This is a genomic window from Microtetraspora sp. NBRC 16547 (assembly GCF_030268965.1).
In the GTDB taxonomy this organism is placed as follows: domain Bacteria; phylum Actinomycetota; class Actinomycetes; order Streptosporangiales; family Streptosporangiaceae; genus Microtetraspora.
Genome location: NZ_BSSE01000001.1, coordinates 560,999 through 574,423, shown reverse-complemented (window position 1 = coordinate 574,423; position 13,425 = coordinate 560,999). Strand labels below are relative to the sequence as shown.

General features: G+C 70.7%; 16 protein-coding genes. 8 read left to right on the top strand and 8 right to left on the bottom strand.

What is annotated here, in order from left to right; translation table 11 throughout:
- Positions 1 to 166: 166 nt before the first annotated feature.
- Both QSK17_RS02555 and QSK17_RS02550 read left to right on the top strand, forming a co-directional pair.
- The gene (locus QSK17_RS02555) at positions 167 to 1,396 is read left to right on the top strand and encodes a MurT ligase domain-containing protein (RefSeq protein WP_285702694.1); all 1,230 of its coding nucleotides are present in this window, start codon (positions 167 to 169) and stop codon (positions 1,394 to 1,396) included.
- A 33-nt stretch (positions 1,397 to 1,429) separates the two neighbouring features.
- Positions 1,430 to 2,137: a type 1 glutamine amidotransferase gene (locus QSK17_RS02550; protein WP_285702693.1), complete on the top strand. Its 708-nt coding sequence runs from the start codon at positions 1,430 to 1,432 to the stop codon at positions 2,135 to 2,137.
- An 86-nt stretch (positions 2,138 to 2,223) separates the two neighbouring features.
- Here QSK17_RS02550 and QSK17_RS02545 read toward each other — a convergent pair whose 3' ends face one another.
- A complete protein-coding gene (locus tag QSK17_RS02545) occupies positions 2,224 to 2,586 on the bottom strand; it encodes a DsrE family protein (RefSeq protein ID WP_285702692.1) in 363 nt (120 codons plus the stop codon).
- Between the two features lie 101 nt (positions 2,587 to 2,687).
- Here QSK17_RS02545 and QSK17_RS02540 point away from each other — a divergent pair, with 101 nt between their 5' ends.
- From QSK17_RS02540 to ygfZ, 3 genes are all read left to right on the top strand, one after another.
- Complete coding sequence (locus tag QSK17_RS02540; RefSeq protein WP_285702691.1) at positions 2,688 to 3,185, top strand: heme-binding beta-barrel domain-containing protein; 498 nt, start codon at positions 2,688 to 2,690, stop codon at positions 3,183 to 3,185.
- A 355-nt stretch (positions 3,186 to 3,540) separates the two neighbouring features.
- Complete coding sequence (locus QSK17_RS02535) at positions 3,541 to 3,951, top strand: Fur family transcriptional regulator (protein ID WP_285702690.1); 411 nt, start codon at positions 3,541 to 3,543, stop codon at positions 3,949 to 3,951.
- Positions 3,952 to 4,005: 54 nt separating this feature from the next.
- Positions 4,006 to 5,040, top strand: a complete 1,035-nt coding sequence (gene ygfZ, locus QSK17_RS02530; protein ID WP_285702689.1) for a CAF17-like 4Fe-4S cluster assembly/insertion protein YgfZ — start codon at positions 4,006 to 4,008, stop codon at positions 5,038 to 5,040.
- A gap of 158 nt (positions 5,041 to 5,198) precedes the next feature.
- Here the strand turns inward: ygfZ and dtd are convergent, their stop codons facing one another.
- A complete protein-coding gene (dtd, locus tag QSK17_RS02525) occupies positions 5,199 to 5,624 on the bottom strand; it encodes a D-aminoacyl-tRNA deacylase (RefSeq protein ID WP_285702688.1) in 426 nt (141 codons plus the stop codon).
- A 146-nt stretch (positions 5,625 to 5,770) separates the two neighbouring features.
- On the opposite strand from dtd, the gene QSK17_RS02520 reads away from it, so the two are divergent.
- Entirely contained in the window at positions 5,771 to 6,712 is a 942-nt protein-coding gene (locus QSK17_RS02520) for an asparaginase (protein WP_285702687.1), read from the top strand.
- Positions 6,713 to 6,761: 49 nt separating this feature from the next.
- Here QSK17_RS02520 and QSK17_RS02515 read toward each other — a convergent pair whose 3' ends face one another.
- Entirely contained in the window at positions 6,762 to 8,375 is a 1,614-nt protein-coding gene (locus QSK17_RS02515; protein ID WP_285702686.1) for a DUF2207 domain-containing protein, read from the bottom strand.
- Positions 8,376 to 8,435: 60 nt separating this feature from the next.
- Here QSK17_RS02515 and QSK17_RS02510 point away from each other — a divergent pair, with 60 nt between their 5' ends.
- Positions 8,436 to 9,407 (top strand): magnesium transporter CorA family protein, encoded by a 972-nt coding sequence (locus QSK17_RS02510; protein WP_285702685.1) that lies wholly within the window; start codon positions 8,436 to 8,438, stop codon positions 9,405 to 9,407.
- A gap of 406 nt (positions 9,408 to 9,813) precedes the next feature.
- A complete protein-coding gene (locus tag QSK17_RS02505) occupies positions 9,814 to 10,581 on the top strand; it encodes an SGNH/GDSL hydrolase family protein (RefSeq protein WP_285702684.1) in 768 nt (255 codons plus the stop codon).
- A gap of 18 nt (positions 10,582 to 10,599) precedes the next feature.
- Here QSK17_RS02505 and QSK17_RS02500 read toward each other — a convergent pair whose 3' ends face one another.
- The 5 genes from QSK17_RS02500 to QSK17_RS02480 form a co-directional block, all read right to left on the bottom strand.
- The gene (locus QSK17_RS02500) at positions 10,600 to 10,941 is read right to left on the bottom strand and encodes a DUF2516 family protein (RefSeq protein ID WP_285702683.1); all 342 of its coding nucleotides are present in this window, start codon (positions 10,939 to 10,941) and stop codon (positions 10,600 to 10,602) included.
- A gap of 269 nt (positions 10,942 to 11,210) precedes the next feature.
- Positions 11,211 to 11,639: a hypothetical protein gene (locus QSK17_RS02495; RefSeq protein WP_285702682.1), complete on the bottom strand. Its 429-nt coding sequence runs from the start codon at positions 11,637 to 11,639 to the stop codon at positions 11,211 to 11,213.
- Positions 11,640 to 11,642: 3 nt separating this feature from the next.
- The gene (locus QSK17_RS02490; RefSeq protein WP_285702681.1) at positions 11,643 to 12,083 is read right to left on the bottom strand and encodes a helix-turn-helix domain-containing protein; all 441 of its coding nucleotides are present in this window, start codon (positions 12,081 to 12,083) and stop codon (positions 11,643 to 11,645) included.
- Between the two features lie 71 nt (positions 12,084 to 12,154).
- A complete protein-coding gene (locus QSK17_RS02485; protein WP_285702680.1) occupies positions 12,155 to 13,069 on the bottom strand; it encodes a M56 family metallopeptidase in 915 nt (304 codons plus the stop codon).
- Complete coding sequence (locus tag QSK17_RS02480; protein WP_285702679.1) at positions 13,066 to 13,422, bottom strand: BlaI/MecI/CopY family transcriptional regulator; 357 nt, start codon at positions 13,420 to 13,422, stop codon at positions 13,066 to 13,068. The genes QSK17_RS02485 and QSK17_RS02480 overlap by 4 nt, the downstream gene beginning before the upstream one ends.
- Positions 13,423 to 13,425 lie beyond the last annotated feature (3 nt).

Genomic DNA, 13,425 nt, shown 5'->3' with positions numbered 1-13,425 from the left:
GAGGCGGCGCGCACGGGCTGAATCCCCGGCCGTCAGGCTGGGGAGCGCGTCAACAACCGGAGCGTTTTCGGGTGCGCCCCCAACGATGTGGCAGTGCGGCGGTGGCCTCCACGAAGCCGAATAGGATCGAACGGCGCATTATGGTGAGCGAGATGAGGAGGAGCGCATGAGTCAACTTCCGTTGCGGGCGCAGCTCGCCAGTGCCCTGGGCCGCACGGCCGCGACCCTGTCCCGGGCCACCGGGCGCGGTGACGGCTCGGTGATCGGCGGCCGGGTCGGGCTGATGTTGGAGCCGGATCTGCTTCGCCAGCTCGCGGCGGACCGCAGGCTCGCCCTGGTGAGCGCCACCAACGGCAAGACCACGACCACGCGCCTGATCGCCTCGGCGTTGCGGCAACTGGGCGAGGTGGCCACCAACGCGTTCGGCGCGAACATGCCCGCCGGTCACGTCTCGGCGCTCTCCTCGGCGAAGGAGGCTCCGTACGCCGTGCTGGAGGTCGACGAGAAATACCTCCCCGAGGTGCTGGACACCACTCAGGCCGGGGTCGTCTGCCTCATGAACCTCAGCCGTGACCAGATGGACCGCGCGGGCGAGATCTGGCTGCTGGCCCAGAAGTGGCGCCGCGCCCTCGCCTCGCAGCCGACGCTCGTGATCGCCAACTGCGACGACCCGCTGGTCGCCTGGGCCGCGTCCGGCGCCGCCAGAGTCAGCTGGGTGGCCGCGGGCCAGCGCTGGCGCGAGGACTCCTGGTGCTGCCCCGAGTGCGGTGGCCCGCTGGACCGCAAGGGCGCCGACTGGGCCTGCCGGGAGTGCGCGTTCCGCCGTCCCACGCCGTCCTGGGTGCTCGACGGTGAAGACGTGATCGACCCGCGTGGCCAGCGCTGGCGGCTGGACCTGCAGCTTCCCGGCCAGGCCAACCGGGCGAACGGCGCGATCGCCCTCGCCACCGTGGCGGCGTTCGGTCTCGAACCCGGCCACGCGATCCTGGGGCTGCGCGAGGTGACCTCGGTCGCCGGGCGCTACACCACGGTCGAGCGGGACGGGCGGTCGCTGCGGCTGCTGCTCGCGAAGAACCCGGCGGGCTGGCTGGAGGCGTTCGACGTCGCCGATCCCACGCTTCCGATCATCCTTTCGGTCAACGCGCAGGGGCCCGACGGTCGTGACACGTCCTGGCTCTGGGACGTGGACTACCGCGTTCTCATGGGGCGTCCGGTCCTGGTCACCGGAGAGCGCCGCCGCGACCTCGCCCTCCGGCTGTACGTGGCGGGGGTGCCGTTCCAGCTCTGCGACTCGTTCGGGCAGGCGGCGGCCATGCTGCCGCCCGGCCGGATCGACGTGATCGCCAACTACACCGCTTTCCAGCAGATCCGTACGGAGTTCGGCCGTGCGGAGTGACCACGGCCGCCGCCCGACGAGTGGAGTCTCGGCATGACCTCTCACCTTCGCCTTGTCTGGATATATCCGGACTTGCTCAGCACGTACGGTGACCAGGGCAACGTCCTGGTCCTGGAGCAGCGGGCCCGCGCGCGTGGCATGTCGGTCGAGACGGTCCACGTGCGGTCCTCCGACCCGGTGCCGGAGCAAGGGGACATCTACCTCATCGGCGGCGGCGAGGACCGGCCGCAGATCCTGGGCGCGGAGCGGCTGCGCAGGGACGGCGGCCTGCAGCGCGCGATCGGCCGTGGGGCGGCGCTGCTGGCGGTCTGCGCGGGCTACCAGATCATGGGCACGGTCTTCGGTGGCGAGGAGGGCCAGCCGGTGCCCGGCATCGGCCTGCTCGACATCAGCTCCGGCCGTGGGGAGCGCCGCGCGGTCGGCGAGCTGGCCGCCGAGGTGGACCCGGCTCTGGGCGTCCCCATGCTGACCGGCTTCGAGAACCACATGGGCGTCACCCGGCTGGGGCCGGGCGTGCGGCCGCTGTCCCGGACGATCGTCGGCACGGGCAACGGCGACGGCACCGAGGGCTGCTACGCGGGGAAGGTGGTCGGCACCTACCTGCACGGGCCCGCCCTGGCCCGCAACCCCGCCCTCGCGGACCTGCTGCTCGTCTGGGCGGTCGGGCCGCTCGCCCCGCTCGACGACACGTGGTACCAGCACCTGCGCGAGGAGCGGCTCGCCGCCGTCCTGCCCAGCTGAACCCGTCATGCCACCAGGCTGAGCTGCTGTGCCGTCCGGCGAGCCGTCGCGCTACCGGCTGGGCCGTCGGGGCCCGGATCCGCGGGTCAGTAGACCAGGGCCTGGACGTCGTCCGTCATGATCTCCTCGACGAAGGTGGACGCGCCCGCGATCCGGACGCCGTCGATGACGTCGTCGATCGTGATGCCGCGCCGTGCCGCGCACTGGGTGCAGAGAGTCACCTTGCCCCCGGCGAGCACCGCGTCGAGGAGGTCCGCCAGCGGGGCGGCCTCCTCCAGATTGAACTCCTTGGCCCTGCCGGGCAGGGCGAACCAGGAGGACTCGCCGGTCAGCCACAGGGAGACCGGGACACCGCTGACCAGGGCGGCGACGGCGACCGTGAACGCCTGGTTGCACCGTTCCGGCGCGTCCGCTCCCGCCGTGACCTTGATGACCAGAGATCGTGCCATGCTCGCAGCCTACATCCGCCGCAAAGCCGTACAAGGGGGATATGCGGCGCGCGCTGGACGGCAGCGGCGGTAGTTGGGTACACACCCTAAGCTCGTGTCCCATGGACGTACACCCTGACCTTGAGCCGATCGCCTTCCTGCTCGGCCGCTGGGAGGGAGCCGGCGTAGTCGGCTACCCCACGATGGAGAGCGCGAACTTCGGGCAGGAAGTCGTTTTCGGGCACAACGGCAAGCCGTTCCTGACGTACAACAGCCGGACCTGGCTGCTCGACGACAAGGGCGACAAGGTGCGGCCGCTGTCGACCGAGTCGGGCTTCTGGCGGATCCAGCCCGGGCGCCAGATCGAGGTCTGCCTCGCGCACCCGACCGGCATCGTCGAGATCTACCTGGGCGAGGTCGTCTTCCACAAGATCGAGCTGCGCACCGACATGGTCGCCCGCACTGACACCGCGAAGGAGTACGCCGCGGGCCACCGGCTCTACGGCCTGGTCAACGGCAACCTCATGTACGCCTATGACATGGCGGCCATGGGGCACCCGCTGCAGTCGCACACCTCGGCGGAGCTGAAGAAGGTGGCCGACTTCACGCCGGACGAGTAGGCCCGCCGCACCGTCCGGCCACCCGGCAAAAAGAAAGAACCCCGGGCGCGCTCCGCCTCAGGATGAGGCGGGCCGGCTGGACCAAAGCGAGGGATGGGTCCCACGCCGCCGGCTGCCCGGGGTTCCGGTGTCTGTCGAGGATTCGCCGGACGTCGTACGACATCCGGACGGAGGTCCGAATGGACGGCGTCCTAGCGGACAGCCACCTCGCTAGTCCGATAATGATCGCTCATTGTTTGGACCACCTCCTTTCTGCGTGCCTCGTACGCTATGCGACGCTCCGGAGCGCGGCAAGCGAATTAATCGGCGGTGGATTTGTGCCGATCGGTGGGCCGGAGACTCGTACACTCGGTGCATGACCGACACTTGGCACGAGGAGTTGCGGGCACGCGGCTACCGGGTCACACCTCAGCGTCAACTGGTGCTGGAGGCGGTCACCGCGCTTGGTCACGCGACGCCCGAGGACATCTGCTCGCGGGTTCAGGAGACGGCGCGCGGCGTCAACATCTCGACGGTCTACCGCACGCTGGAGCTCCTGGAAGAGCTCGGCATGGTCACCCACACCCATCTGGGACACGGCGCGCCCACCTACCATCTGGCCTCCGAGGCGGACCACGTGCACCTCGTCTGTCGCGGCTGCGACCAGGTGACCGAGGTCCGGCCCGAGCTGGTGCAGGGTCTGGTCGGCGCTCTGGAGGAGGAGCTCGGGTTCGCCACCGACGTCCGCCACCTGACCGTCTTCGGCCGCTGCCGCGACTGCCGCTGATCCCGTACGGCTCCCGCGGCGCGCGACAGCGGCGGGCGGCAATAGCCTTGAGGCATGCGCAGCCCTTTGCTGGACACACCCGGAGCCGTCGCCGCGGACGCCCCTGACGCGACGGTCGCCGCTCATTACGGAGAGCCCTTCGCCGAGCAGCGTGCGCTCGCGATCGGTCAGGCCGTCGTGGACCGGAGCGACCGCGAGGTCGTCCGCATCTCGGGTCCCGACCGGCTGAGCTGGCTCAACAGCCTGACCTCGCAGAAGCTCGACAACCTCGCGCCCGGCAGCCCCGCCGAGACGCTGTTCCTCGACGCGCAGGGCCGGGTCGAGCACCATCTCGTCCTGGTTGACGACGGTGAGGCGGTCTGGGCGCACGTCGAACCGGGCACCGCCGCCGAACTGGTCGCCTTCCTGGAGAAGATGCGGTTCATGCTGCGGGTGGAGGTCGCCGATGTGACCTCCGACTACGCCGTCGTCTCCGTCGCCGCCCCGGGCGGTGCCGTACGCCTGCCGGACGGACTGCCCGAGGGGACCGTCGTGATCGGCGGCGACCTGCTGATCCCGCGCGTACGGCTGGCGACCGTGGCGGTGGACCTCGGGCTCCGCCCGGCCGGGCTGTGGGCCTACGAGGCGCTGCGCATCGAGGCGCACGCGCCCCGCCTCGGATTCGACACCGACCACAAGACGATCCCGCACGAGGTGGGCTGGATCGGGGAGGCGGTGCATCTCGGCAAGGGCTGCTACCGCGGCCAGGAGACGGTCGCCCGCGTCCACAACCTGGGCCATCCGCCGCGCCGGCTGGTCTTCCTGCACCTGGACGGCAGCGTGGACACCCTGCCGGCGCACGGCGACCCGGTGACGCCGCGCGCGGAGGCGGACGGGACGCCGGAGGCGGCGGGGCAGATCGGCTTCGTCGGCTCGGCCGCCCGCCACTACGAGCTGGGCCCGATCGCGCTGGCCGTCGTGAAGCGCACCGTCCCGGTGGACTCGGTCCTGCTCGCGGGCGGCGTGGCCGCGACGCAGGAGGTCGTCGTCCCACCGGACGCGGGACGCAACGTGCAGATCGACCCCGCCCTGCGCCGTCGCATCCGCTGACGCGTTGTTTTGTCCCGCCTCCGGCGGGACGGGCGAGGGGCGCCCTTGAGGCGATGACCTTCGGCGTCGCTCGGGACTCGTTCCTCGCCCGCTCGCTCCTTCTCACGTCACCGCCGCGCCCCTCTGCGTTGTTTTGTCCCGCCTCCGGCGCGAAAGGATCAGACCTCGATCAGTAGGGTGATCGGCCCGTCATTCGTCAACGACACTTTCATATCGGCTCCGAAGACTCCGGTCTCCACGTGTGCGCCCAGCGACCGGAGCTCGTCGACGACCATCTCGACCAGCGGCTCCGCCACCGGGCCGGGCGCGGCCGCCTGCCACGTCGGCCGCCGCCCCTTACGGGCGTCGCCGTACAGTGTGAACTGGCTCACGACGAGCAGTGGGGCGCCGATGTCCGAGCACGACTTCTCGCCGTGCAGGATGCGCAGCCCCCAGAGCTTGCCGGCGAGCCGGGCCGCCTCGGCGGGCCCGTCGGTGTGGGTCGCCGCGACCAGGACGAGCAGCCCGGGCTCGTCGATCGCCCCCACGACCTGACCGTCGACCACCACCGACGCGGAGCTGACCCGCTGCACTACCGCACGCATGGCCCCGCATTCTGCCATGTCCGCTTTCGTGTCCGCTTTCGCCCGGCGGACTCCGCGTGCGGCCGAGCGCATCGGGGGCGAGGGGTGGGAATCCGGAAGAGATCGGGCTTGCCGGATTAATCCTGAAGAATGCGTACACTCGCCGTATGTCCGAACTGATCGTCGAGGTAGTCCGCTCCGGGTTCGTGGAATCCGTCCACAGGGCACGCGTGCTCGCCGTGGACGCGTCCGGGTCCCCGGTCATGTGTCACGGCGAGACGGCCGCCCTGGTGTCGCCGCGTTCCTCGATGAAGCCGCTGCAGGCGCTCGGCATGGTCCGGTCGGGGCTCCCGCTGCACGACGAGTTGCTCGCGCTCGCCTGCGCCAGCCACGCGGGCGAGGACTTCCACGTCGAGGGGGTGCGGAAGATCCTGGCCGGGACGGGGCTGGACGAGAGCGCCCTCGGCTGTCCCGAGGCCCTGCCTGAGGACACCGCCGCGCGGCATCGGGCGATCCGGGCGGACGTCGAGCCCGGCAGGATCTTCATGAACTGCTCGGGCAAGCACGCGGCCATGCTGGCGACCTGCGTCGTGAACGGCTGGCCTGTCCAGAGTTACCTCGACCCCGGACATCCGCTGCAGAAGGCCATCCGCTCCACCGTCGAGGAGTTCACCGGCGAGCGGGTCGCGGCCACCGGCGTGGACGGCTGCGGCGCCCCGCTGTTCTTCGTCTCCATGGTGGGCGTGGTGCGTGCCTTCCGGCGGCTCACGCTCGCCGACGAGGGCACCCCCGAGCGCCGGATCGCCGATGCCATGCGCGCCCATCCCGAATGGACCAGCGGTACGGCACGGCCCGAGGCGGCGCTGATGCGCGCGGTGCCCGGCCTCATGGTGAAGGCCGGCGCGGAGGCTTTCGACGCGGTCGCCTTCACGGACGGCCGCGCCGCCGCCGTCAAGATCGAGGACGGCGGCGGCAGGGCGCGGGTGCCCGTGACCGTGGCCGCTCTCCGCGCCCTCGGCCTGGACGCCCCGGAGTTCGACGCGCTGGCCGTCTCGCCCCTGCTGGGAGGGGGCCGGGAGGTCGGCGAGGTCCGCGTCCGCCGTCCCTGAGCGTCCCTCGCCGACCCTGACTCCGGAGGACGACTCCGGGGGATGACTCCTAGAACGAGCGGAACAGGCGCGCGGCGGAGATCGCGCCGGAGGTCGTCATTGTGAAGGTCCGCATCGAGTCGGCGAACTTCGACAGGTCCCATTCCGCCGGGCCCTGGTACCAGTACAGGTTGTCCGCCGGGCGGCCGTCGCCGTGGATGGTGGCCACCACGCGGGCCCACCGGTCCACGCTGTCGAAGACCACCGCGTACGGCAGATAGCGGGAGAACAGCTCGATCCGCTGCGCCGGGGGGATGTCCCCGATCTCCCCGGTGGCGAGATGCTCGCGGAAGCCGAGCGTGCGGGCGAGCGCCCCCGCGCCCTTGGCAGTCTTCGCGGGCATGTACTGGCCTCCCACGGCCAGCGCGGCTCCCGCGATGATCAGCGCGAGGCCCAGCAGCGCGTACGTCGTGAACCAGGCGAGCGCCACCGTCGCCGCGACGCCCAGGAAGGTCGCCGCGACGCCCACGGTCGTCCAGTGGGTCCTGACCGAGTCGGGCCGCCGGGCGAACCAGCCCTGGGTCACCACGTCCCGGTAGAGCTCGTCCCGGACCTTGCTGAGCCCGGCGGTGAACGACCCGCGCAACTGCGACAGCAGTACGGCGTCCCGTCCGTCGAAGACGGAGTCGTAGAGCGCGCGCTCGTAGGGGAGCAGGGAGTCGACCGGGGCTGAGGGCAACCTGACCAGGAGCCAGTCAGGGGCGTCGTACGCCTGCCGGGGCTGCTCGTCGATCCTGAGGTAGCCGCGGACGGCGAGGTCCACGATGGTGGCGGTCACGTCGATCACGTCGGCCTGCTCGTCGATCAGTGTGCCGATCTGGCCCGGCCGCACGTCGTCCGGGGGCGTGAACTGGCCGTTCCGGTGCCCGATGACCACGCCGGACTGGGCCCCGACCACCCGGGCGTCCCGGCCGCGCGTCCAGTAGAGCAGCCCGACGCCCCCGCCGAGCAGGAGCAGCAGCAGCGCCAGCGCGCCGCCGGTCACGGCGTCCAGGGTGAACGCGTTGGCCAGCTCGAACCGGTGCTCGAGGATCGGCCCTGCGCCCGTCGCGCCCTTCGGGTAGCCGACGACGATCGTCAGCACCTCGTTGTCCCGCAACCCCTGCTGCTCGAACGTGACGGTCGCCCCGGTCTCGTCGATCGAGGCGCCGGTGCAGCCGACCGCCGAGGCCGGCTCGCCGGCGAAGCAGGAGAGGTTCTCCGCCCGGCCGGGGCCGCTCACCGACACCGTCACATGCTCGGCCGGTCCCGCCACCGCGGACCAGCGCAGCTCCTCGCCGCCGCTGAGGGGTGTGACGGCGCCGGTCACGTCGTACTCCACCGTGCCGCTGTCGAGGAAGGTGATCGTATCGCCGTCGAAGGAGGCGCCCCTGAGGTTGGAGATGCGGTAGACGCGGTCGTTGCCGTCGTCGTAGCGCGTCCGCGTAGGCAGCGTCCGGCGCAGCGGAGCGCCGGAGAGCGTGATCTTCTCCACGACGTGCAGCACGCCGTTCTTGCGCAGCTCCATGGTCACGTCGTCCTTGGTCACCGACACCCGGTCCGCGTGCGCGGGAGTGCCGAACGCGCCGAGCGCGAGGACCGCGAACAGGACTGCCAGACCGATCCGGCGAGCGAGATCCACCATGAGCCAGCACCTTATCGGTCCTCCTTTGTCCCGATGTCGGGCTCGCTAGTCTGTGACGTCATGGCGCGTACGCGGTTGTACCGGAACGGGGTGCTGGAGGAGGAGGACTTCCCGGTCGAGGAGGTCTCCGACCATATGGGCGATCCGTCGGCGGTCGTCTGGTTCGACATGTGCGCGCCGACGGAGGAGGACCTCGCCCAGATCAGCGAGGAGCTGGGCCTGCACGAGCTGGCCGTCGAGGACGCGCTGACGCACCGGCAGCGTCCCAAGCTCGACGTCTACGACAGCCACATGTTCCTCAGCGTCTACGCCGGGGCGTTCGACCAGGAGGCCGGCCGCCTGGACGTCGCCGAGGCGTCGGCGTTCGTCACGGGGAACGTCCTCGTCACTGTGCGCAAGTCCGAGGAGTTCGCGATCGACGAGGTCGTCCGGCGCTGGGACTCCTCGGCGGGCCTGGCCAGGTACGGCGTCGCCTACCTGCTCCACGGCCTGCTCGACTACGTGGTGGACAGCCACTTCGACGCCGTCGAGGCCATGGACGAGCAGGTCGAGGCGCTGGAGGAGACGCTGTTCGAGGAGCGTCCGATCGGTCCGGCCGAGCAGCGCCGCACCTACGAGATGCGCAAGAGCCTGGCGCTCCTCCGCCGGATCGTCATGCCGATGCGCGAGGTCGTGAACACGCTGCTGCGACGGAACGGCGAGTTCGTCGACGGCGCGATGCTCCCCTACTTCCAGGACGTGTACGACCACGTGTTGCGGGTCACCGAGTGGACCGACTCCCTTCGGGATCTCATCGCCAACATCCGTGAAGCGCATCTGACCATGCAGGGCAACCGGCTCAATCTGATCATGAAGAGGGTGACCGGCTGGGCCGCCATCATCGCCGTGCCGACCATGATCACTGGCTTCTACGGGCAGAACCTCCCGTTCCCCGGGTTCGAGCGGGCCTGGGGGTTCTGGGTGTCCACGTTCCTCATCGTGCTGGTGTCGGCCCTGCTGTACCGGTCGTTCCGCAGGCGCGACTGGCTCTGATGCTCCCCGCCGAATGGGCGGCCCGAAATCTGGTTTAGAGCACAGCCGAAACTCGGCCGAATCTGGCCGGGACGGCAGTGGATTTCCGGAGAAATCCACCCCATCCGGTACGGCGACAGCCCGCGACGGTCCCTGGCCCGGGAGCGGAATCCCCTGATCGGCGGGGCGGGTCGCACCCCGCTGGATAAACTTCGGGCCTGGTCGTTCCGCGACGGCCACGCGGGACGTGCCGGTCTCGTCCAGGCGCGGCAGGGCGTGCCGTCGCCCGCATGGGAGGGTTCGGGAACGCCCGGCCGGTGAACTCCCGACCGGCGGGCCCGACCGGAAGGCCGGCCGCTGGAATCGCTCGAATCGCTGAAATCCCCGCCTTCCCGGCCGCGGGAGGACGTCAAGCCCCAGAGGTGTCATGCGCGAGCCCAGGAAAGTCCGGCGCCCCCTGACGGCCTCCGCCGCCGCTGTTCTGGCGATCTGCCCCCTGATCACGGGATGTGCCGACGCGGTGAGCCACGCCGCGCAGAGCAGCGCGGTGGTCCCGGAGGGAAGGCCGCCGGTGGTGATGTTCCTCGGCGACAGCTTCACGGTCGGCTCCGGGCCGGTCGCCGAGTGGGACACGTACGCCGCGGGGACGGCCAGGGCCCTGGGCTGGCAGCTGATCACGGCGGGAGGCGCGGGCACCGGCTACGTCGCCAGAGGCCGGGTCGGCCGCACGTTCGAGCAGTCCTTCGCCCGGCAGCTCGCCTGGCGGCCCACCCCTGATCTGATCGTCGTCTCCGGCGGGCACAACGACCGGCGGGCACGGCCCTCAACCGTGCGCGAGGCCGTACTCCGCCTTGTGGGAGAGGTCAGGGAACGCTGGCCGCTGGCCAAGATCGTGCTTGTCGGCCCCATCTGGATCGACACCGCGCCGCAGGCGGCCTACCGCACCAGGGACGCCATCGCGGGCGCGGCCTGGTTGGCGGGGGTGCCCTTCCTCGACCCGCTGCCCCAGCAGTGGATCAAGGGCGACCGGTCCAGGGTGCTCCTGTCCGACGGCGTCCACCCCACGCTGTACGGGCACCTGAGGCTGGCGCACTGGCTCGCGGGGACCCTGCGGGCGCGGGGTCTCGCCGGTGACTCGGCGGCCCCTTCAGCCCTGACCGGCCCGGAGTGGTCCTGGGGCTCGCACTCGTCCTGAAGGCCGGGGCTATCCAGATCACCAGGGGCCGTACGGGCCCTGGTTGCCGCCACCGCGGTACTGGTTGACCGCGGGCTTCACGTCGGCGAGATACACGCCGGACGCGATGACCGAGAGGATGGTGAGGAGGCCCGGCATGCCCATCCCTATGCCCAAGTAGTTGACCGCGGCGGCGAACGTGAACAGTGTCGCCAGTCCCAGGATGATCATCCACAGCTGCTTGGTCTGCTTGCCCGCCGCCTGGAAGGCGCGCGAGGGGATGCGGACCGCGTGGATCAGCGCCGAGATCGACAGGATGAAGGCCCCGATGGACAGCAGCCAGAAGATGAGACTGAGGATGTTGTTGACGGGGCCGAACATGGACTCTCCCAGGCGGTCACGGTCTCTGTCGCCCCCAGACTAGTGGGGTACGGGACGTGCCGGGCGCCGCCCGCCCAACCGCCGATTCGACCGCAGATCAGCGTCGGCCCGGCCGCCGGTCGGGCCGCTGGTCGGGTTGCCGGTCGGGCCGCCGGTCCGGCCGGCGATCCCGGGGCGGGTCGAAGGCGGACATGGCGCGGGCCCGCACCCGGCCGGAGCCGGTGGCGGGCCTGCGTCGCGGCATCTCAGGCGGCGTCTCAGGCGGCGTCTCAGGCCTTGGGCGTGGCGCGAGGACGGCTGGGCTTCCGCTCGGTGGAGGCGGCCCCGGCGGACTTGGAGACCTCTTCGAGCTCCATCGCGGCCTCGCCGCTCACCTTGCTGACGATCTTGCGGCCGCGCACGGCGAGCTCCTCGTACAGCTCGGTGAACCGGCTGGCGGCCGTGTCGGCGTACTCGCGAGCCTTGCTCGGGAAGTCCTTGGCGACGGCCTCGGCCTTGTCCTGGAACGTCGTGGCGTACTCGCGGGCCTTCACCGGGATGTCCTTCGCGGTCTCGCGCAGCTCGCCCCTGCGGGCCTGCAGCTTCTGGAGCTGGTCGGGCAGCTCGCGCAGCTTCTCCACGGCGTAGTCGCCGGCGCCCGCGACCGCGTAGAACGGCTTGGATTCGGTGATCTTCTTGACTTCGGTGGTGAGAGTCATCGGTTAACCTTCCTTGGAATCCGGTGTGGCGGTGTTCTCCGTATGAACCGCGTCACCAGGCGGGGGCTCAGCCGGTTGCGACGGCTGGGCCTCCGGACTCCCTGCACGGTTCTCCTTGCGGAACGACTCGTAAATGTCGATCAACACCTGGCGTTGCCGCTCGGTGATGGTGACGTCGGCCCGGATCGCGGTCAGCACATCGCTGTCCGGCTCGCGATCCTCGATCAGCCCGGCCTGCACGTACAGCGCCTGCGCCGAGATGTGCAGACCCTTGGCGATCTGGTTCAGGATCTCCGCGCTCGGCTTGCGCAGGCCGCGCTCGACCTGGCTCAGATAAGGATTCGAGATCCCCGCCTGCGCGGCGAGCTGGCGCAGAGAGATCTTCGCCTGCTGCCGCTGCTGGCGGATGTACTCGCCGATGGAGCCGACCTTCGGTAGTTCCATACCCTCTAGTCTGCACACGAACTGCTTGCAATTGCAAACTCGACGAGAAACACCTGCAAGCAGGGGAGAGGTCAGGCGGGGAGCAACCAGAGCAACGGGGCCGAGACGGCCAGGGCCACGGACGCGGCCAGGATGCCGTACCGGACATGCGCGGGAAGGTCGAGATCCGGCTTGATGAGCCGGTTGACGCGCGCCATCACGTTCTGCCCCGACGTGGCCCCGAGCGCGCCGTGCGGCGTCGGGACGGCGGTGGCGGCGCCGAAGCGGAGGAGCGCTGTGGCCAGCCGCTTCGGAGAGCAGAAGCGGCGGGCGTGGTCGTCGGCGGCCATCTCGATCAGCAGCGCCACGGACGCCTGCGCGTCTCGGACCACGCCCGACCAGGGGAGGGCGTGGAGCAGTGCGCCGAACGGCAGCAGCACGAGGTCGTGCCGCTCGCGGGCGTGCGCGATCTCGTGCGCGAGCATCGCGTCGAGCTCGTCCTGGGAGAGCAGGTCGAGCGTGCCCGCGCTGATCACGACCTGCGATTTGAGCCCCGGCACGCAGTACGCGGCCGCGCCGGGGTGGTCGACCACGCGGACGCCCGGCACGGCGGGCTCGTCCCTCGCGATCAGCGAGAGCAGCATGCGGTGGCGGCGCTGGGCGCGGAGCGTCTGCACGCCGGCCGCGACGAGCACCGCCACGAGCACCGCGAGCAGGGTGAAGCCGCTGAGCAGCGCGCAGAGCCGGATCACGTCGTGCGGCTCGCGCACGTTGAACTCGGCGCGGGTGAGCATAATGGAGAGCCCGTGCACGACCCCGGCGCCGTAGGGGGCCAGGGCATACGCGAAGAGGGCTCCGGTGGTGGCGAGCCCCCACGTCACTCCGAGGGACTGCCACAGCAGGATGGCCGTGCGAGGGGCACGCCACGTCCAACGCGCGGAGGTCAGACGCCAGGCGCCGACCGCGCATGCCAGGGCGAGTGCCGCCAGGACAGCCGCCGCGATCACTGCTCCTCCAGCTCCGTGAGGGCTCTTCGCAGGATCTCGGCCTCCGACCCGGAAACCGCCTGGGCGAAGCGCGTCAGCGCGGCGCTGCGGTCTCCCGTCAGGTCCAGGGCCTCGAGCATGAGCTCGGTGACGTACGCGTCACGGCTCTCGGCGGGCTCGTAGCGCCAGGCGCGCCCGTCCCGGGTGCGATTGAGGAACCCCTTGCGGGAAAGACGGTCGAGTACGGTCATCACGGTGGTGGGCGCTAGGTCGCGGTCCGCGATCAGGCGGCCGACCTCGCGTGCGGTCAGGGGCGTGCTCTGCGCCCAAAGGATGTCCATGATGCTACGTTCAAGATCGCCAAGTCCTTTCACGCC